Annotated in this window: 22 protein-coding genes; 11 read left to right on the top strand and 11 right to left on the bottom strand. The window is 39.5% G+C overall.

Annotation, left to right across the window (positions count from 1 at the left end; genetic code table 11):
* Window positions 1-67: 67 nt before the first annotated feature.
* Entirely contained in the window at window positions 68-442 is a 375-nt protein-coding gene (locus M3175_RS19220; protein ID WP_251522562.1) for a DnaJ family domain-containing protein, read from the bottom strand.
* A gap of 67 nt (window positions 443-509) precedes the next feature.
* The gene (locus M3175_RS19225) at window positions 510-1070 is read right to left on the bottom strand and encodes a peroxiredoxin (RefSeq protein WP_251522564.1); all 561 of its coding nucleotides are present in this window, start codon (window positions 1068-1070) and stop codon (window positions 510-512) included.
* Between the two features lie 142 nt (window positions 1071-1212).
* On the opposite strand from M3175_RS19225, the gene M3175_RS19230 reads away from it, so the two are divergent.
* The 5 genes from M3175_RS19230 to M3175_RS19250 all read left to right on the top strand — a co-directional run bounded on the left by M3175_RS19230 (window position 1213) and on the right by M3175_RS19250 (window position 6790).
* Window positions 1213-1377, top strand: coding sequence for a hypothetical protein (locus M3175_RS19230; protein ID WP_251522566.1), 165 nt, complete (start codon window positions 1213-1215; stop codon window positions 1375-1377).
* Between the two features lie 90 nt (window positions 1378-1467).
* On the top strand, window positions 1468-3558 hold the full coding sequence (locus M3175_RS19235) for a DNA topoisomerase III (protein ID WP_251522568.1): 2091 nt from the start codon (window positions 1468-1470) through the stop codon (window positions 3556-3558).
* A 237-nt stretch (window positions 3559-3795) separates the two neighbouring features.
* Window positions 3796-5079, top strand: a complete 1284-nt coding sequence (locus M3175_RS19240) for an MDR family MFS transporter (RefSeq protein WP_251522571.1) — start codon at window positions 3796-3798, stop codon at window positions 5077-5079.
* A gap of 121 nt (window positions 5080-5200) precedes the next feature.
* Entirely contained in the window at window positions 5201-6430 is a 1230-nt protein-coding gene (locus tag M3175_RS19245; protein WP_251522573.1) for an aminopeptidase, read from the top strand.
* Between the two features lie 138 nt (window positions 6431-6568).
* Window positions 6569-6790 (top strand): hypothetical protein, encoded by a 222-nt coding sequence (locus M3175_RS19250; protein WP_251522575.1) that lies wholly within the window; start codon window positions 6569-6571, stop codon window positions 6788-6790.
* A gap of 26 nt (window positions 6791-6816) precedes the next feature.
* Here the strand turns inward: M3175_RS19250 and M3175_RS19255 are convergent, their stop codons facing one another.
* Window positions 6817-6948, bottom strand: a complete 132-nt coding sequence (locus M3175_RS19255) for a DUF6254 family protein (RefSeq protein ID WP_251522578.1) — start codon at window positions 6946-6948, stop codon at window positions 6817-6819.
* Window positions 6949-7174: 226 nt separating this feature from the next.
* Between M3175_RS19255 and M3175_RS19260 the strand changes: the two genes are divergently transcribed.
* Both M3175_RS19260 and M3175_RS19265 read left to right on the top strand, forming a co-directional pair.
* Window positions 7175-7447, top strand: coding sequence for an acylphosphatase (locus tag M3175_RS19260; protein WP_251522580.1), 273 nt, complete (start codon window positions 7175-7177; stop codon window positions 7445-7447).
* 128 nt (window positions 7448-7575) lie between these two features.
* Window positions 7576-8265, top strand: a complete 690-nt coding sequence (locus tag M3175_RS19265; protein WP_251522583.1) for a DUF421 domain-containing protein — start codon at window positions 7576-7578, stop codon at window positions 8263-8265.
* Window positions 8266-8291: 26 nt separating this feature from the next.
* Here M3175_RS19265 and M3175_RS19270 read toward each other — a convergent pair whose 3' ends face one another.
* The 4 genes from M3175_RS19270 to M3175_RS19285 are packed head-to-tail and all read right to left on the bottom strand — an operon-like array spanning window position 8292 to window position 11918.
* On the bottom strand, window positions 8292-9251 hold the full coding sequence (locus M3175_RS19270) for a siderophore ABC transporter substrate-binding protein (RefSeq protein ID WP_251522585.1): 960 nt from the start codon (window positions 9249-9251) through the stop codon (window positions 8292-8294).
* A 15-nt stretch (window positions 9252-9266) separates the two neighbouring features.
* The gene (locus tag M3175_RS19275) at window positions 9267-10028 is read right to left on the bottom strand and encodes an iron ABC transporter ATP-binding protein (RefSeq protein WP_251522587.1); all 762 of its coding nucleotides are present in this window, start codon (window positions 10026-10028) and stop codon (window positions 9267-9269) included.
* Window positions 10025-10975, bottom strand: coding sequence for an iron chelate uptake ABC transporter family permease subunit (locus M3175_RS19280; protein WP_251522589.1), 951 nt, complete (start codon window positions 10973-10975; stop codon window positions 10025-10027). Before M3175_RS19280 ends, M3175_RS19275 begins: the two co-directional genes overlap by 4 nt.
* A complete protein-coding gene (locus M3175_RS19285) occupies window positions 10968-11918 on the bottom strand; it encodes an ABC transporter permease (RefSeq protein ID WP_251522591.1) in 951 nt (316 codons plus the stop codon). The genes M3175_RS19280 and M3175_RS19285 overlap by 8 nt, the downstream gene beginning before the upstream one ends.
* 211 nt (window positions 11919-12129) lie before the next feature.
* On the opposite strand from M3175_RS19285, the gene M3175_RS19290 reads away from it, so the two are divergent.
* The 4 genes from M3175_RS19290 to M3175_RS19305 all read left to right on the top strand — a co-directional run bounded on the left by M3175_RS19290 (window position 12130) and on the right by M3175_RS19305 (window position 16052).
* Entirely contained in the window at window positions 12130-12807 is a 678-nt protein-coding gene (locus M3175_RS19290; RefSeq protein WP_251522593.1) for a response regulator transcription factor, read from the top strand.
* Window positions 12807-14186 carry a sensor histidine kinase gene (locus tag M3175_RS19295; RefSeq protein WP_251522813.1) on the top strand — a complete coding sequence of 460 codons (1380 nt, stop codon included), beginning with the start codon at window positions 12807-12809 and terminating at the stop codon, window positions 14184-14186. The genes M3175_RS19290 and M3175_RS19295 overlap by 1 nt, the downstream gene beginning before the upstream one ends.
* 155 nt (window positions 14187-14341) lie before the next feature.
* Window positions 14342-15376: an ABC transporter permease gene (locus tag M3175_RS19300; protein ID WP_251522595.1), complete on the top strand. Its 1035-nt coding sequence runs from the start codon at window positions 14342-14344 to the stop codon at window positions 15374-15376.
* A 1-nt stretch (window position 15377) separates the two neighbouring features.
* Window positions 15378-16052: an ABC transporter ATP-binding protein gene (locus M3175_RS19305; RefSeq protein WP_251522597.1), complete on the top strand. Its 675-nt coding sequence runs from the start codon at window positions 15378-15380 to the stop codon at window positions 16050-16052.
* A gap of 76 nt (window positions 16053-16128) precedes the next feature.
* On the opposite strand, the gene M3175_RS19310 is transcribed toward M3175_RS19305, so the two are convergent.
* From M3175_RS19310 to M3175_RS19325, 4 genes are all read right to left on the bottom strand, one after another.
* The gene (locus tag M3175_RS19310) at window positions 16129-16635 is read right to left on the bottom strand and encodes a YfiT family bacillithiol transferase (RefSeq protein ID WP_251522599.1); all 507 of its coding nucleotides are present in this window, start codon (window positions 16633-16635) and stop codon (window positions 16129-16131) included.
* A gap of 24 nt (window positions 16636-16659) precedes the next feature.
* Window positions 16660-16842, bottom strand: a complete 183-nt coding sequence (locus M3175_RS19315; RefSeq protein WP_251522601.1) for a DUF3934 family protein — start codon at window positions 16840-16842, stop codon at window positions 16660-16662.
* A gap of 97 nt (window positions 16843-16939) precedes the next feature.
* Window positions 16940-17743 carry a nucleotidyltransferase domain-containing protein gene (locus tag M3175_RS19320; protein ID WP_251522603.1) on the bottom strand — a complete coding sequence of 268 codons (804 nt, stop codon included), beginning with the start codon at window positions 17741-17743 and terminating at the stop codon, window positions 16940-16942.
* Window positions 17744-17844: 101 nt separating this feature from the next.
* Window positions 17845-19851, bottom strand: a complete 2007-nt coding sequence (locus M3175_RS19325) for a methyl-accepting chemotaxis protein (RefSeq protein ID WP_251522605.1) — start codon at window positions 19849-19851, stop codon at window positions 17845-17847.
* Window positions 19852-20376: the final 525 nt, after the last annotated feature.

Raw genomic sequence — 20376 nt, forward strand, 5'->3', positions numbered from 1 at the left:
TTAAGAGAATATGTAAAAAAAATATGTCGGAAGATGTAACAAAAAATGCCTAAGGGTATCTTAGGCATTAAAATAACTTCTTATTTATTTTTTGCTCATAATTTTTAAAAATAGAAGAGTTTGTATTCACGCGACGTTTGGATAGCATACTGTTATAACGCAGCATCTTTTCATTTAATTTTTTCTGAAGACCAAGTCTTTCATTATCGTCATCACAGGACTTTAACAGAGATTCTATAGACATCATTTCCTGCTTGAGTGTATGTTCTTCCGGAGAATTTCCCGCATTTTTTAATACGGTATATGCCATACGAAGTTCCTCTGGAATGGCAGATAAATCATCGAGCTTTAACGGTTTCCCATAGCCAGGCAATTGATCGAATTCTCCATTTTCAATCGCTTTACGAATGCGTTCCTCTGAAATACTTTGAGAAAAATCCATGAACATCCCTCCTTCCCTTATTATACCTTGTATAGTGGAAAGAGAGGGGGTTTCCATCTTTTGCTTTCTAACTTTGATCAGGCATCCAGTTTGCTGGGACACCTTTTCCAGTATCCTTTGCGTGCTGAAGGGCCTGCATAAGCCTTACATGTTCATAAAGGTTTCGTCCAACTTCCCTAGGATAGACGAGCTTAGCAACGATGATTTGTTCCGGGTCTATAAAAAATGAGGCTCTAAAAGCAGCTCCTGTTTTCTCATCCAATACTCGATACGATTTGGAGATCGCATGAGTTCTGTCACTCAACAAAGGGTAGTAGACATTTTGTAAAGAGGGAGTGGTTTCTCGAAACACTTTATGTGAATAGATGCTATCTGTGCTGATAGCCAAAATCTCAACATTCATTGCCTGAAAATAAGGATAAATAGCAGCGACCGCCGCTAGCTCTGTCTCTCAGACGGGTGTAAAGTCACTTGGGTAGAAAAATAAGAGTAGCCATTTTCCTTTATATTGCTCAAGTTCAAATGTTTTGATTTCTCCATTTAAAAATCCACTTGCCGAGAATGTTGGAGCTTGATCGTCTCGAGTTGCGTAAAAATGCTGTTGTTCATTTTGAGATTCATTAGTCACTTGGATCCCCCTCCCTTTCTAAAAATTTACAACCCATTACTTTCTATAAATATGCATGAACCTTCTGAACTGTCCTGTTTCTTTTCTACATAGAAGCGAAATTTTCCGGAAAAGCTAATTTTGAGGAAAGGAGTGTGGAAAAATGGGTCGCGGAAAAGATTTTGAACATAAGAAAAAGGGGCATCCTGGGAAGTTTCCTGAGGGAACTCTTGTTGAAAAACATACAAAGGACGCAATTGGCGATGAAGAATTTCTTGTCGTACGTGAAGCGTTTAAAAACCGAGTGGAAACTCGAGACGTCGAATAGACCTTGCAATTGCAAGGTCTTTCTTATTCCCTTTTTCTTTCGTTTTCCTGTATACTTATCCCGAGCAAATGGAAATTCGGAGGATAAATAATGAAATCACTTGTACTTGCTGAAAAGCCAAGCGTAGCTAGAGAAATTGCGCGCGTTCTTGGCTGTACGCAAACACATAAAAGCTATATTGAAGGGCCAAAGTATATTGTCACTTGGGCGCTTGGACATTTAATTGAATTAAAAATGCCTGAGCATTACGATACGAAATACAAGCAATGGAATTTAGAAGACCTGCCGATCATCCCTGATCAGATGGGGCTTAAGGTTATGAAACAAACTTCTCACCAGTATAAAGCGATTGAATCTCTTGCCAAGCGAAAAGACGTGAAGGAATGCATTATTGCCACCGACGCGGGACGTGAAGGAGAGCTTGTTGCGCGCTGGATTCTTGAAAAAATCCGTTGGAATAAACCAATTCAACGTTTGTGGATCTCCTCTCATACGGATCGTTCGATTAAAGATGGATTTGCTAAGCTTCGTCCTGGAAGCGAGTATGAAAATTTATATGCATCGGCGGTTTGTCGAGCGGAAGCGGATTGGTTGATTGGACTTAATGTAACTCGTGCTTTAACGACCAAATATAAGGACCCACTCTCTGCGGGTCGAGTGCAAACTCCCACGCTTGCGTTAGTGATGGAACGAGAAAAAGCCATTCAGACATTTAAACCACAGGAATACTGGACGATTTCCGCCCAAATTGGACCTTTAAAGGCCGATTGGGAGGAAAATGGTGAAAAGCGAATATTCTCCAAAGACAAAGTAGATCATGTTTTAGCAAAAGGTAAAGGACAAAAAGCGATTGTTCAGTCGATTAATCGTACAGCAAAGTCTGAGCAACAGCCTCTGCCCTATGATTTAACCGAGCTTCAACGTGATGCCAACAAGCGCTTTGGTTTTTCAGCGAAAAAGACATCGAGCGTTTTGCAAAAATTATATGAGCAGTACAAGCTCGTCACTTACCCGCGTACGGATTCTCGTTACCTAACGACTGATATGGAAGCGACGATGCTCGACCGTGTCGAAGCAATTGCGGGAGGCTATAAGGAAGAAGTTCGTAGCATTCTCGCTAACAAAGGGAAGGTCATTGCAAAACGGGTGTTTAATAATGAGAAAGTAACAGACCATCATGCCATTATCCCTACAGAAGAGCGATTATTCCTTCGTGATTTAGAGTCAGATGAACGAAAGCTCTACGATTTAATTGTGAAGCGATTCCTTGCTCTTTTTTACCCTGCGTATCAGTACGAAACACTTCGTGCCGTTTTTGATGTAAACGGGGAGTCCTTCTCTGTGAAGGAAACGGTCGTGGTTGATGCAGGTTTTAAAGCTATTACAGGAAAAGACGAGGAACTGAGTGGGCAAAAGCTCGGACAGATTACGAAAGGGCAGTCTTTCTCGTTAGGGCAGGTTCAAGCGGAGAAAAAACTAACCGAACCTCCGGCACGATTTTCGGAGTCTGATATCTTAGGTCAAATGGAGAAATACGGGCTCGGCACCCCTGCGACTCGTGCAGAGATTATCGAAAGAATCATTGAAACTGAAGTTGTTGAACGTAAAAATGGACGTTTACATCCGACTCCTAAAGGAAAGCAATTGATGGAACTCGTGAATGAGGAGCTTACCTCTCCAGAGCTTACCGCAAAATGGGAAAAAGAGCTTGAAGCCATCTCACGTGGCAAAGGAGATCCAAAGCAATTTTTAAAACGAATTCGCAAGCAAACCGAGCAATTGATTTCTGAAATTAAGACGAGTGATAAATCGTACCGTGCTCATAATTTAACCGGATCCAAATGCCCGGAGTGCCAATCTTTGTTGAAAGAGAGAAATACCAAAGAAGGCAAGATTCTCGTTTGCTCAAGCTCGGAATGTAACTACCGAAAGCGAAAGGATCCAAAGCTTTCTAACCGCCGCTGTCCTCAGTGTAAAAAGAAAATGGAAATGCACGAAGGAAAAGCTGGCTTGTACTTCCAATGCCGGAAGTGTAATGTTGTTGAAAAAGCAGAAGAGCGCAAGAAAGCTGTCAATAAACGTGAGGAACGAAAGCTTGTTCAAAAGTACTCGCAAAAGGACGACAACTTCGGAAACAGCCTCGGCGACTTATTAAAAGCAGCGCTAGAAAAGAAAGATTAAAAGGAACGCTTAGATGCCCTCAGGCACCTAAGCGTTTTTTCAGGAACAAAACTGTCCGCCCCACACGGACAAATCAAGGCAATCTGTCCACGAGCGGTGACAGACACCACAAAAAGACAGATCAGGGGGATTTGTCCACGGAGGGTGACAGACACCCTAGAAAGACAATTCATGTGGTTTTGTCCACGAGAGGTGTCTGTCACCAGAATTAGTCACCGGAATTAGGAGGGTTTCAGCATGAGAATACGCGATTGGGATTCCAATTTGAAGGTTCGTTTGTTTGGTGAGGCGTTGATGAACATTACCTTTTGGATGTTTTTTCCCTTTTTAACGATCTATTTTGCCGATGAGTTCGGCAAAAGCCTCGCTGGTTTGTTATTAATTCTCTCACAGGTTCTCTCAGTTTTTGCCAATCTTATAGGAGGTTATTGCGCGGATCGATACGGTCGTAAACGCATGATGGTTCTTTCTGCTTTTGGCCAAGGAATTTGCTTTATGTTGTTCGGACTCGCTGATTCACCATGGCTTCAGTCTCCATGGATTGGCTTCCTATGTTTCTCTTTTGTTGGTTTTTTCGGATCCATCTACTGGCCAGCTAGTCAGGCTATGGTCGCTGATGTGGTCGACGAGAAAAACCGAAGCAGTGTGTTTGCCGTCTTTTACACATCGATTAACATCGCAGTCGTCATCGGTCCTCTACTGGGAGCGATTTTCTATGTGAATCACCGCTTTGAGCTGCTCCTGATCGCTGGGATTGTTTGTATCGCTCTCGCAGCCGTCCTACAAAAATGGACTCGTGAAACAGCACCAACTTACGAGCACAAAGAAAGTACCACCACAAAATGGTATTCGTTCGTTGGTAATCAGCTTCGCGACTACAAAGTCATTATTAAAGATCGAACCTTCCTTTTATTTATTACCGCAGGGATACTAGCTGCACAAACCTTTATGCAGCTCGACTTGCTCATCCCAGTTTATACAAAGGAAGTTGTTCATAACCAATCTCTGCTGGCCATCGGTAATTGGTCCTTAACCGTCGGTGGAGAACAAGCCTTTGGTTTCATCCTTGCAGAAAATGGCTTGCTTGTTGCTCTATTAACCGTATCCATTACCAAATGGGTCAACGGATTTAAAGAAAAAAAAGTATTTATCGCGTCTTCCCTTCTTTATGCCATCGCAATTATCTTATTTGGTCAAACCGAATGGATTTGGGGACTTGTATTTGCAATGGCCATCTTCACTGTAGCAGAACTTCTAGTTGCGGGATTACAGCAAAGCTTTATTTCAAAAATAGCCCCTGAGCATATGAGAGGACAATACTTCGCTGCAGCAAGTTTACGATACACCATCGGACGGACCATTGCACCGATCTCCATTCCTTTGACTGTATGGATTGGCTATGAGTGGACCTTCTTTACCATTGCCGTTCTTGCTATTGGTAGTGCCGTTATCTATTGGATCATGTTTTCAAGGCTGAATCATCAGCAGCAACCTCTAACAGATGCAAAAGACTCTGCATAGGTACTTATCATCGCCACTCTTCATGGTAAAAAAAACCTTTCGGGTGGCGAATTTGTTTTCTTTTTCTAGAAAAAACGAATACAATAAGAAAGAAGAATCCATAAAAAAGGAGACTATACATATGAGCTTTCAAGCTAATTTAGAAAAATACGCAGAGCTGGCGGTTAAAGTGGGCGTGAACGTCCAGCCTAATCAGACACTCGTTATCAATACATCACTCGACTCAGCTGAGTTTGTTCGCCTAGTGGTACGCAAAGCTTATGAGGTGGGTGCTCATAACGTAATTGTAAACTGGGCAGATGACATGGTCACACGTGCAAAATATGAGTTAGCACCAGATGCAGCTTTTACAGAGTATCCTGAATGGCGTGCACGCGAACTCGAAGAGCTTGCTGATAAAGGTGCAGCCTTCATGTCCATTGTGTCATCAAGTCCGGACCTTCTTAAAGGGGTGAACCCTGAGCGTATTGCCAATTTCCAAAAGGCAGCAGGAACAGCTTTAAGTAACTACCGTAAAAAAATTCAGTCAGATAAAGTGAGCTGGACGGTTATTGCCACTCCTTCTTCCGATTGGGCTGCTAAAGTATTCCCAGACGCAGCACCTGAAGAACAAGTGAGCCTCCTTTGGGACGCTATTTTCAAAGCGACTCGTGCCGACCTAGACAATCCGGTTGAAGCATGGAAAAAGCATGACGAAACACTTCATGAGAAAGTGGCTTACTTAAACGAACGTCGCTACAAAAAACTACACTATACCGCTCCTGGAACAGACTTAACGATCACACTTCCAGAAAAGCATATTTGGGTTGGCGCTGGCAGTATTAACGAACAAGGAAACAGCTTTATGGCCAATATGCCTACAGAAGAAGTGTTTACTGTTCCACACCGAACAGGAGTGAACGGATATGTAGCTAGCACCAAACCGCTTAGCTACGGTGGAAATATCATTGATAACTTCACCATTACTTTTGAAAATGGGCGCATTGTCGATGTGAAGGCCGAGCAAGGCGAGGACATTCTAAAACGCCTTGTTGATACCGATGAAGGATCACATTATTTAGGAGAAGTTGCATTGGTGCCGTTCCAATCTCCTATCTCTCAATCCAATGTGCTTTTCTACAACACTCTCTTCGATGAAAATGCATCCAACCACTTAGCCATCGGAAGTGCCTATGCATTCTGTATCGAAGGTGGAAAAACGATGTCTGCTGAAGATCTTGAGAAGAATGGTCTCAACGAAAGCATCACACATGTTGATTTCATGATCGGCTCAGCTGAAATGAACATCGATGGAATTACGATTGATGATCAAACAGAACCCGTATTTCGAAACGGAAATTGGGCTTTCTAATAGAAATAGATCAAACAAGGCTTGGTTTTAAGAACCAAGCCTTAAATTTTTATAGTTGCTCTAGGTCTAAACCTTTCTCTCTTTCTATATGTATTAACATGGTGTTTTCAACCTGCAGAAAGGATAGGTGAGGATAACATGTTTGTAGTCACTTATTACGAAAACAGAAATGTTTTATTAACTCAGCTTCTTAAAAGTCTCCCTGAAGAAGGGCAAAATGTAAAAATTAAAGGACGCAAGGGGAAAATTACAAACATAGCACCGATTGATGAAAAAAATGTTCACGTTTACGTGGCCCTAGAAGCAGTTAATAAAAATAAGCTTGTTGCGTTAGATAACTCCAAAAAGAAAAAACGTTAAAAAAGCATGAGGAAAATCCTCATGCTTTACTTGTTATCGTTATTCTTCCCTTTAACCCCAGCACCTAGCTCTTCAAAACTTTTTACTTTTCCATGTGGGTGCTGATCTTCTTTTCTTACTCTCCACTGACGTTCTTGTTGACTCTTTGATTTTGTCATTTCAGATGCTCCTTTTCTCAGGATAACTACCTTTATATCATTTCAGGTACTCGCCAAACTTATGTAATCATCTTGTCTTTTACAACCAAACTCAGGGCGAAACATGAAAAATTAGCGAACCTCGACAAGTTGGCAATCCAAAAGAGGCTATTGCAAAGAAATTCGAATTATGGGAGGATGAAACTACATATATTAAGTTGTTAAGATGAATTTAGGAGTGAATAACGTGGACCAGTTACATATTGTCGTTTCTGGTAAAGTTCAAGGAGTGGGCTTTCGATACTATACGCAAATGAGAGCCGCACAATATGGAGTCACCGGCTGGGTAAAAAATATGGATGATGGCAGCGTCGAAATAATTGCTGTCGGTCAACCAGAGGACCTGCAGCTTTTTATAGAGTCCATACGAGAAGGAAATCCTTTCTCTAAGGTCAATAACATGGAAATACATACAAGGGAGAAAACCGATCCATATCCTTCCTTTAAGATTAAATACTAGTACTCAGTAAAATGACCTCATTCGAAGGTCTTTTTCTATTTCCAATAAAAAACCAGTTATTCTACTCCTTTTTAAGGACATATTAGTTTTGTACAATTATGAAAAATCTAACTGGAGGAAAAGAGTGTATGAGTTATTTAGATACTGCAGCCAGAGTAAGCATCACCTTTGTTGCCTTGTATGTCCTATGCCGTATTCTTGGAAAAAAATTGATTTCTCATTTAACACTCTTTGACTTCATAGCAGGGATTACCATTGGTTCCATGGGAGGTTCGTTTATTTTTGCTGATAAAATCCCCATTCCTATCGGTCTTTTTGGAATGGCGATCTTTACAGCTCTGGCTCTTTTCTCTGATATTTTCTCCATTAAGTCTCACCATGCTCGTAAACTTCTTAACAGTGAGCCTCTGCTTGTTATAAAAGATGGGAAAATTTTAGAAGATAGAATGTCCAAAGCAAGGCTAACGATGGACGATTTGTTATTATTATTAAGAAAAAAGGATATCTACTATTTAGATGAAGTGGAGTATGCTTTTTTAGAAACCGATGGATCGCTATCCGCACAGAAAAAAGTTGCCCAACAAACCGCTAAAAATCAGGATTTACAGATATCCCCACCTTTTCGCGGGATCCCAAGAACCTTTATTATTGATGGTAAGCTCGTGATGGAGCACTTAAAGGGTACTGGAAAGGATGAGCATTGGGTGAGTAGCATGTTACAAGCAAACGGAATCCAAAGCCCTTCCGACATCGCTGTTGCTCAAATAGATGAACTGGGCACCGTGTTTCTAGATAAAAAAACAAAAGACACCATCTAAGGTGTCTTCCATTATACTATCACGCTTTATTTAAGTGCTGCTTTTACTTCTTCTACCATCGATTTTGTTGATTGAACACCATTTCCTGCGATGTACCAGTTCACTGCATCTAGGTAAATAATCTTTCCATTTTTATATGCGCTTGTTTTCTTCACTAACTCATTTTCAATCGTTTCTTTTGCCCCCACTTCTCCACCAACAGCAGCAGAGCGATCGATAACAAAAATCACATCTGGATTTTTCTCTAGAATGTATTCAAATGTAATGCTTTGACCGTGTTGAGATACTTCAATATTTTCATCTACCGCTTTAAAGCCAAACACATCATGTACAAATCCATAGCGTGAGCTTGGTCCGTATGCACTTACTTTTCCTTCATTTGCTAATAAAATTAATGCTTTGCTTTCTGAAGCAGAAGCTTCCTTGTTAAGCTCTTCGATGCTTGCTTTTAACTCATCCATTTTCGAAGCAAGTACATCTTCCTTTTCAAAAATTTCAGCTAAAAGCTCAAAGTTCTTTTCAAGAGAAGACATATAGTTTGTATAGTCAACATCAATAAATACGGTTGGTGCGATCTCTGCAAATTGATCATATAGTTCTGCTTGTCTTGCAGAAATAAAGATCACGTCTGGCTCTAAGTGATGAATCGCTTCAAAGTCAGGCTCTTTTAAGCCTCCCACATTCGTATATTCAGAACCAGCATATTTTTCTAAGCTTTTTGGTACAACTGCTTGTGGAACTCCAGCCACTTCTACACCAAATGCATCTAACGTATCAAGAACACCAAAATCAAATACTACTACCTTCTTAGGGCTCTTCTCTACAGTCACTTCCCCATATTCGTGAGTAATCGTTACCTCTTTTGATTCTTCTTCTGTTTTTTCTCCTTCAGTGCTAGCAGTCGTGCTTGCTTCCTCTTTGCCACTACATGCAGCTAATAAGAAAAGCATTGTGAAAATAAGAGAAAATAAACCTAACTTTTTCATCTTTCTATCCCCTTTTTATGAATTAAAGTACACGCAGATTCGGCAATTGTTCATTTCTTGAATCGGAATATCCATATCATAAATTTCTTTCAACGCTTTTGATTGGATAATCTCATTTGTTGGTCCATCCTTTACGACCTTACCATCCTTTAGAGCAACGATACGGTCCGAATAGACAGAAGCAAAATTAATATCATGAAGAACGATCACGACCGTTTTTCCAAGTTCATCCACTAGACGGCGTAAAATTTTCATAATCTGAACCGAATGCTTCATATCCAGATTATTTAGTGGCTCATCCAGTAAGATATACTCGGTGTCTTGGGCAATAACCATCGCTATAAAAGCTCGTTGCTTTTGTCCTCCTGACAGCTCATCTAAATATCTGTCTTCCATCTCCTTTAACGCCATGTATTCAATGGCTTGATCAACCATTTTCTCATCCTCAGCCGTTAAGCGACCTTTTGAATAAGGGAAGCGACCGAATGAAACCAACTCACGAATCGTTAAACGCACATTCATATAGTTCGATTGCTTTAAGATCGATACAATTTTTGAAAAATCATTGGACTTCATCTTTTTTATATTCGATTGATCAATGAGTACCTCACCTGTATCTGCATCCAAAAGGCGACTAACCATTGATAACAGAGTGGACTTTCCTGCTCCGTTCGGGCCGATAAAAGAAGTAATCTTTCCTCTGTGAATCGAGACCGTTACATCTTCTACGACTTTCTTTTTTCCATAAAACTTCGAAAGTGCTTGAACTTGAATCAAGATGATCGACTCTCCTTTAGCAGTAAATAAATGAAGTACACGCCACCAATGAAGTTAATAATGACGCTAAGTGTCGTTGAAAATGTAAAGACTCTTTCTACCACCCATTGGCCACCAACAAGGGCAATGATACTAATCAAACCCGCTCCGCTGATCAGAATTTTGTGTTTATAGGTTCCAAACAACTGATAAGACAGGTTCGCTACAATCAATCCAAAAAACGTAATCGGACCGACAAGTGCCGTTGAGACGGAAATAAACACCGCCACAAGTATGAGCATTTTCTTTACTAATGAATCATAATTAACTCCTAAATTTACAGCGTTATCCCTACCTAGAGACAGTACATCTAAATACGTTGTATATCGCCAAGCATAAAGAATTAACAATCCTATAATCCCAATCGCAATCCACAAAATATCGGTATTAATATTATTAAAACTTGCAAACATTCGATCTTGTACAATTTGGAATTCATTCGGATCAATCAATACCTGTAAAAATGTCGAAATACTTGAGAAAAAGGTTCCTACAATAATTCCAATCAACAATAAGAAGTAGATTGGTTGATTCCCTTTCTTAAAAAGAAATCGATAGAGTAATAGCGCAAAGACAATCATCGCTACCACTGATATTCCGAAATTCACTTGCTTGTTCGTCACCGTGACATGAGTTGAACCCAGGAAGAAAATAATGACGGTTTGGATAAGCATATAAAGGGAGTCTAGCCCCATAATGCTCGGAGTTAAGATTCGGTTGTGGGTAATCGTTTGAAATACGACCGTGGAATAAGCGATCGCCACCCCAGTTACAATCATGGCTACTACCTTAGTTCCTCTTCTTGGAAGAGCATAATCATAGCTTCCATTCAAATCATGAAATAAATAAAGAGCACAAACGGCTATTGCAGCCACAGTCAGTAATATATTCTTGGTTGAGTTACGCATACGCCTTCCTCCGGAACAACAAGAATAGGAAGATTCCACTGCCGATCACACCGACCATTAAAGAGATTGAAATCTCATATGGATAAATAAGGACTCGGCCAAGAATATCAGTTACTAAAAGAAAGTTTGCTCCCAGTAACGCCGTATGTGGCAAGGTCTTTTGCAAATGATCCCCTTTGAAAATTGAAATAATATTCGGAATAATTAACCCTAAAAAAGGGATAACCCCGACTGTAAGAACCACTGTCACCGTAATAAGAGCCACTAATACCAACCCTATATTCACGATTCGCTTATAGGCAAGACCCAGGTTTTTGGAAAAATCCTCCCCCATCCCAGCAACCGTGAACCGATTAGCATACAAGTAAGCTACTAATAACACCGGTATACTTATGTACAACAGTTCGTAGCGGCCTTTCATAATCATTGAAAAATCTCCCTGTAGCCATGCTGACATATTCTGAATCACATCAGCCCGATACGCAAAGAACGTAGCAACCGATGATAAAATATTTCCGAACATGAGTCCGACCAACGGGATAAATATAGCATCCTTGAACTTGATTCTGTCCAGGATTTGCATAAATAAGAAAGTCCCTGCTAGAGCGAAAGCAAAGGCGATTCCCATCTTTTGAAGCATCGTTGCATTCGTAAAAAATAGCATCGATACGAGAATTCCTAGCCTTGTTGCATCTAATGTTCCAGCGGTTGTCGGAGAAACAAATTTGTTTCTACTTAATTGCTGCATAATCAAACCAGCAATACTCATCCCTGCTCCAGCTAGCAAAATAGAAATTAACCTTGGAACGCGACTAATTAAAAAGATCTCAGTTTCTTCTGATTGAAAGTCAAGTAACATCTTTGGAGAAATGCTGCTTACCCCTACAAAAAGAGATAGAACTGAAAGAATAAGTAACGCGAGTAGTAAATATCGTTTCTTCATCGGCTCTCCTCTTTTTCAAGTATCTAATAATGAGAATCATTATCACAAGATCTATCTTATATTTATAGAGAAATAGTGTCAACCTAAATGAGAATCTTTTTCATATAAAATTGAAAATTTACCCAAATCCACACCCAGCTCTGTAAAAATAAAGACAAGTAAGGTACCCTAAGCTTATAAGAAGATGATTAATTGCATAGGAGTATCTCAAATGACCAACATTCTAATTGTTGATGATGACATCAATATTTTAAAGCTTCTCGATGTTCAGCTATCGGAGGCTGGGTACCAAGTATTCGAAGCTCAGGATGGTATACAAGCTTTAAGGATCTTAAGTCAGATAACATGTGATTTAGCCGTTGTTGATGTGATGATGCCATATATGGACGGTTATGCCTTAACGAAAGAGATTCGAAATAAGCATGATATTCCTATCATCCTTTTAACAGCTAAAAATCAAATTGAGGATAAGGAACAAGGTTTTCATTCTGGGACCGATGATTATCTTGTTAAGCCTTTTGAACCGAGAGAACTACTCTTCCGTATTAAGGCTTTGCTTCGGCGTTATGACAAACAATCGGATGGATCGATTATTCGTGTAGGAGATACGATCATAAATAAAAAAAGCTATGAAGTTCAAATTGGTAGTCGCACGATCCTACTACCCTTAAAGGAGTTCGAGCTATTGTATTTTTTAATTTCAAGTCCTAAGCAAGTATTTTCCCGAGATCATCTCATAGAACATATTTGGGGTTTGGATTATGAAGGAGATGAACGAACGGTAGATGTTCATATAAAAAGGTTAAGGGAACGTTTTTCAAAATTGACTGAGGATTTTCAAATTAAGACTGTGCGTGGAATTGGATATTTATTGGAGACAAAACGGTGATGAAATCTCTTTATGTGAAATTTGTTGTGATTACCATTGGTATTATGATTTTTAGTGGAATACTCGCTTTTTTTATCTCTAATACTTATTATCAGCAAAAGTTAAAACCTTCTAATGATCAAAAAAACACAGTAATTGCCCTAGAGATCGCTGCATTTGTTGAAGAACATCCGAATGTCCATTTCAAGGAGTACTTAGAAAACCTTTCTGCCATTGGATATCAAATGTACTTAGTAGATTCTTCTGGAAGGGAATCTTATTATGGAGCACCATTTAGAGAAAAAACTCTTTCTGCTTCCACTATTGAGCAAGTATTTCATGGTGATATTTATCATGGAATTCGTCAATTTCCCAAAAAAACGTTTGTGACAGGTTTTTTTGCAAATGAATTAAAGAATACGATTGGTGTCCCATTGACTCATAATGGAATGAATTACGCTCTTTTTATTAGACCTGATATTAAGCTTCTTTTTAATGAGATGCATATTTTATTCGGCTGGCTTCTTGCCTTAATGATTATTTTAAGCATCGTGATGGTAGTGATCAGTACGAAATATTTAGTGAAACCGATCTCTAAATTAACCGTTGCCACAAAGTCATTATCAACTGGAAACTTTAATGTGGAACTTGATATTGATCGTCGTGATGAATTAGGAGAACTCTCTCATAGTTTCTTACAAATGTCGCGTAAATTAGAACAATTGGATGAGATGAGAAAGGAATTCATATCAAACATTTCTCATGATATACAATCACCACTATCTAATATAAAAGGGTATACCAATCTATTGGAAAAGGAATCCCTGAGTAATAAAGAGAAAACACAATATATCTCTGTCATAAATGGTGAAATTAGTCGTCTTTCTAGGTTAACTAAACAATTATTACTTCTTGCCTCCTTAGATCGCGATGAAGATATTTTGAAGAAAAGACCATTCAATGTGGCACTGCAGATAAAGGAACTGGTCCGAAATTATCAATGGGTAATAAATGAAAAAGGGATGATGCTTGGCTATTCCTTGCCAGATACCGAAATCATCGGTGACCCCTCTTTATTGAATACAGTATGGGATAATTTGTTAACAAATGCCATGAAGTATAATAAAGCTGATGGCAGTATTGAGATATTGATTGAAGAAAGAGACAACTCGATATGGGTAATCTTTGAAGATACAGGAATAGGATTGAATCATAAGGAAGTAGAGAGGATCTTCGACCGCTTTTATCGGGCAGATATCGCACGCACGCGTTCTGTGGATGGGACAGGACTTGGCCTCTCGATAGTAGCTACAATTGTTAAACTGCATGGTGGTTCTATTCATGTAAATAGTAAAGAAAATGAAGGGACCACTTTTGTTGTTGAATTACCTATAAGTTAGTATGATCTTTCGATTGTGTCAGGCATTACCCACTGGTGATGTCTGACACTTTTTTTTGTAAAGTATGCTCCCAAAAAATTTGTAACTTGTTATTCATCCTCCGTTCATATAAAAACGATAGACTATGGATGTCAAAAGAGATGGGAGGAGATTACATGAACATGGCATGGAAAGAAATGAAAAAAAATAAAGTAAAGTTTTTCATATTAGGTTCCATCGTTTTTCTAATTAGTTTGTTAACATTTATGATTTCTGGTTTGGCCAATGGATTATCACAAGATAATGCTGCATTAATTAAAGACTTGCCAAACGGACAATTTTATATGAATACAGATGCAGAGGAAACTTATAATCTATCGAGAATCGACCGTAGTATGCAAGACCAAATATTACATGAACAAAAGGATGCTGTTGCACTCTCCATACAAATGGGCTTTTTAAATGATGAGAAGGATAAGCATCACAGCGTTGCTTTTGTTACATCTACTAACTCCAAATTGTTTAAACATGTGAATCGCGGGGAAATCGTACTTGATCGCACATTCGAGGAAGCAGGTATCCAGGTGGGAGATACCTTAACAAATAATCAGTATAGTGGCAAGTTTGTGATTAAAGGTTTTGTAGACCAAAAGAAATATAGTCATGCCCCTGTGGCTTATATAAATATAGAGGATTACAAAGAGATGTACCGAGTGGAAGACATGCAGTTGGTTTTCATACCAGGAGGAGACTCATCACAGGAATTCACTGGATTACAATCTTTTTCAAATAAGGAATTCCTCCAAACCATTCCGAGTTACAGTGCAGAACAAACGTCTTTAAATATGATTATATGGTTCTTAGTGGTAATTAGTGGAATGCTGTTTGCTATCTTTTTCTACATGATGAACGTTCAAAAAATAGGTCTATACGGTATTTTAAAAGCGATAGGGGTAAAAACGAGCACCTTGTTTCACATGATGTGGACACAGATGTTGTTTATTACGATCATTGCACTTGTTCTATCTGTTACGCTTAGTCAAGTCTTTAATTTGATTGCACCAAATGGAATGCCTTTTAGCTTATCTACTGAAACAACTTTGCAATTGTCGTTTGTTTTCATAATGATTGGATTTTTGGGAGCTACGCTATCAGGTATACAAATTAAAAAAGTAGCACCATTACAAGCGATTCAACAAGGAGAGATTTAGGATGGCCATCTTTACTATGGAAGAAGTTCGAAAAACATTTACTAATGGAGAAGTGCATGAAGAAGTACTAAAAGGAATAAACCTATCGCTTAGAGAAGGTGAGATAACCGCATTAGTAGGTGCATCAGGTTCTGGGAAAAGTACACTCCTTACCATAGCAGCAGGGCTTCAACCCGCATCAGATGGACGAGTACGATTTGAAGGCAAAAATATGACTACCATGAGTTCAGAACAAGTCCGGAAAATACGAGCAAGTAAATTTGGGTTCGTTTTTCAATTTGCACATCTCGTTCCTTTTCTTACAATTGAAGAACAACTGTTACTGATGCTGGAGGTTTCTGATTCGAAAACTAAGAAATTTGAACAAAAAAGTGAGATTACCAACCTTCTAAAATTAGTTGGAATGGAACATCGAAGACATGCTTATCCGTCCTCCTTATCGGGCGGGGAAAAACAACGGGTTGCCATTGCTCGTGCAATCATCCATAAACCTAAAGTTCTCTTCGCAGACGAACCGACGGCAAGCTTAGATTCAAAAAGGTCTAAAGAGGTTTTGTCGTTAATCCGAGATTTAACTAAAACGCTAAACATCACGACCTTAATGGTTACCCATGATGAAGAAATGTTAACTTATGCTGATCATATCATTAAAATGAGCGATGGACAGATTGTGTAGAGAAAAAGGGGTACTGATCCAAGCAGGATTAGTACCCCTTTTTGTTAAAGGAAACGCACAGCACTCCCTATGAGAACTACAGCTTTGCATTTGTAATATGTGCAAGATGATGATTTCCGTGCCATGCGTACAAACCAATATTTTTCTCCACTGACACGATACCTGAATCTGGATGTACAAAGGTTCGTTTCAATTCTTTATCACTTACTTCTTTTAATAGTGTAACCAATCTTGTGTGAACAGCCTCAATAAGTGTTAAAGACACTTCAACCGGTAGCTTCGAATCTTCTAACTCCGCCCATCTCGCTTCCTCGTAAGGCTTAATGACTGGACTGTCTTCAGTCAAAGCCAGCTTAAAACGTATATATGCGTTCATATGGCTATCTGCAATATGGTGCACCACCTGCCGAATTGTCCAACCTCCCTCACGGTAAGGGGCATCTAGCTGTTCATTACTTAAGGCAGAAACAGCTTCTCTTAGCTTTTTAGGCAAGCTTGCGATTTCCTCAATCCAGTGAAGTGTTAATGTTCTATTGATGTCTCCCTCTACCTGAAACGTCCCAATCGGGTATCTCTCATCCATCTTCAACCTCTCCCCATCACCTATTTATTTATCCGCTTGATCTGAAGTTCCTTTCTCCACACCTGAACTAGGGCCATGCTTTACACCTTTACTTTTATATGGTTTTGCATTCTTCGCTTTTTTGGCTCCAGCCTGCCAACGCGTCCAGCCTTTTTTCCCCGTACCTTTTCCTACTCCACTCTTGCTCTTTGCTTTTACTTTCGCCAATTCGTATCACTCCATTGTTATTCTAACTTATATTATAGACTAGTTTTATCCTGTTGGAGGAGGATATGCTGAGATTTCCTATTTAGAGTGGACGAAATTACTGCCAAGCCCGCTCTACTAACTCTCTAAAGATCTCATTAAGTAAAGGTGTTGATGTGTCTTTCTCACTTGCCTTCATGATCTTCATCATGCTTTCCATATGTTCAATCTCTTGTTGAAGGTAGTTGTTAAGCACACGAATGGATGGTTCTAACTTAATTGAGTGCTCTGCTCGCACTCTTTTTTGAGCGATAAGTTCTTCAATCGATTGCCTTACATGACCTTCAGGTACCAGTTCCTGAACAAGAATTTCAAACTCATTGGGTGGAAAGGTGTGGTTCGATGTAATCCACTTCCCTGCTAACAAAGGACGAAGAACCGTAAAGTATTTCTTATGATGTACCTCTTCTCCTAAAAGGTACGAACGGAAGTTTCTTTTCGCCATACTAACATAATGATATAGACAGGTTACAGGTGAAAACACCTTATGTTCTAAGGCTAACAACTTTTCAAGAGTAGAATATTTTTCATAGTAGACCAAATCAGCATGAAGCCACTCGAAAAATGGCGGGTTCGATTTTCTGTACAATCTTAAAGCTTTCGTTAACTCCCATCCACTCATGTCTAATAACGGATGGACGGGTATAGAAAGGGAGTCTTTTGATGGCACTTCAATAACATCTCTTCCTTGATCAATGGACAAATACCATTCCTTTGTATGTACATACAGAAATCTCACATCATAATCACTTTCCACGGAAGGAAATCCCCAAGCCCGACTTCCCGACTCGCATGCGTACAATACTTTAACATTATATTCTCTCTCCATTTGCTGAAGAACCTCTATTATATGCTCCTTCATATAATCCCTCTCTTCTTTTAACATATTGTGCAGATAAAAGAAAACCAATACCACCCTCAATATCAAAAAAACCGGCAGGAACTTATCCTACCGGTCGATTGCTATATTTTAAATCTCTTAATCATTTCAGCAAGCTGTGAACTAGATTCGTTTAACTCAATAGCTGATTGTGTAACCGAATCGAGCGCACGCACCTGCTCCTCAGTCGATTCACTTACCTTGTCTGAAGCGACTGCAGAGTGCTCCGCCACGGAAGCAATACTTTGAATAGAAGCTACCACATCATCCTTTAAATCATTGATATGGTCGATATCTATTCTGATTGATCCGATGGAAGAGACAATTGCGTTAATCGTTTGAGAAATATCATTAAATGCTACCTCTGTTTGGCCAACCGCTTTGCTTTGTAGTTCTGAAATGGCTACTGTTTGCTCCATTTCCTTCACAACATGCTTGGTTTCTTTTTCAATGCTTGAGATCGTTTGTTTTACTTGATGTGCTGCTTTCGCTGATTGCTCGGCGAGCTTTCTTACCTCATCAGCAACAACAGCAAATCCTTTTCCACTTTCACCCGCTCTAGCTGCCTCAATACTTGCATTTAAAGCAAGGAGATTTGTCTGATCTGAAATCTCTGTAATCGAGTGAATAACCTTTTCAATTTCCTTTACTTTTGAATCTAGATTATTTATAACTGCGCCAACATTCTTAATGACTTCATCGCTTTCTACAGCTCGTTGTCTTAAGAAGTTCATTTGCTCCAAGCCTTTTGCATTCGTGACTTCAGCTTGCTTGGACAAACCAGTCATTTCATCAACATTATCTTTTACTTTTTCGATTTGAGTGGATAAACCGATTGCCTTTTGGTTTGCTCCCTCAGCATCCTGTGCTTGCTGATACGCACCTGCGGCAATCTCTCCGGTCGCTCTTGCTACTTCTTCACTTGCAGCAATGGTTTCTTCTGATACGGCTGTTAAGTTAGAAGCTGAGTCATTTACACTGTCTACCGATTTTTCTACGGAAGCTATCAGCTCACGCATGTTTTCAACCATGATGTTAAAATGATCGGTTAATTGACCTGTTTCATCCTTTGATTTGCTTTCCACATGAATCGTTAAATCTCCTGCAGCTACCTCTTGAACTTGCTGGTTTAATAGAGTGATTGGTTTTGCAATACTTTTTGACAGGAAATAGGTAATCACAAGACCTATAATAATGGCAATCGCTGCAATGATGAGGATCGCATCTTGAAGGCTTTTGGCACTTTCTAATACGTTTTTCGTCTCATAAACCATACCGACCTTCCAGCCGGTTTGATCAAGGGTCTGGTAGTAGAGCTCGTAATCTGTTTTACCTTCTGTATACGAGGTTGCCCCTTTTTCTCCACTATTCACTGGAGAAAAATAAGCTTTTTTACTAACATCTTTTCCTTGATCCTTTGGATGAACTAAAGCTATTCCGCTTTGATCTAATAATAGGGAATATCCATTATAGCCTACTTTTGTCTCTTTGATGATTCCTGATAGTCCTGCTAGGCTCAGGTCCATCCCAACAACCCCAAGAGTTTCCTTCGTTACTGGATCAACTACAGACTGTGCTACCGTTACGATATATTCGCCTGAGCTCGCATCCTCATATGGATCCGTCCAGATTGTTTTACCTGATGATTCAACTGCAGCTGTGTACCAAGGTCTTCCTGTTGGATCAAAATCTGCCGGTAGGTCAATCACAGGGGTAGTTGTAAATTGCTTCGTTTCTGCTCCAACATAAATGGTTGCAGCATTTTTATTAAGATTCATAAACTCTTGAAAGTCTTTGTCAACGATAGGCCAATAAGTGCTTAAGCCCGTTTGCTCGTTCGCTTTCACTTGCTTTAAGTAATCAATAATTCGGCTATCTTTACTATAGCGGTCAACCGAACTTCCATAAAAATGTAAATATAAGTCAATATTGCTTTTCAAGCTATCGACTTGAGCACTTGAGCTCGAACTCACGCTAGTCAACATTTCATCCTTTGTTTTAAAGAACGTAACAGTCGATACAACTAGTAACGTAATAGCTATAAGGATACTGACCGTTAGCATGATTTTCGTTTGTATTTTCTTGAACATGCCTTCACCCCAACGATGTTTTTTTCTTTTATATCGTCACAGGTTGAAGAAATTTGAAGGATTATGTCGAATTTTTAGAAAAAAAAATAAAATACAGGAAAAACAGTCCTGTTAGATTTCCACTCCGGGCGGACGCTTTCCGCGGGCGGGGCCGAGCCGCTTCCCTCGCTATGCTCAGTCCAGGGTCTCGACTTTCCCGCTTTTCCCGCAGGAGTCGCCACCCTCCGTTTCAATCAATAAAACTTAAGTAAGAAATTAATTTTTCATTCATCTTCCCTTGGCTGAAATCTTATATACCGGGCTCTTTTGTCCAAGTATCGATTCATTAAATATTTACGAGTCTAAAAAGGTTGTCCATGCAAAGGTTTTACGATTGTTGCTATGAATTTAAAGACCTGGCAAGCTGACTTGGCAAGGTGCTTGACAATGACTTAGGAACTTTATTTAACAAGTAACCAATCTTTAAAAGCGAAACTGCTGATTGGAGCGGAAGGTGCTTGACTCCTGGGGGATCAGCGTTACAGT

This window comes from Robertmurraya korlensis (assembly GCF_023715225.1).
Taxonomy (GTDB): domain Bacteria; phylum Bacillota; class Bacilli; order Bacillales; family Cytobacillaceae; genus Robertmurraya_A.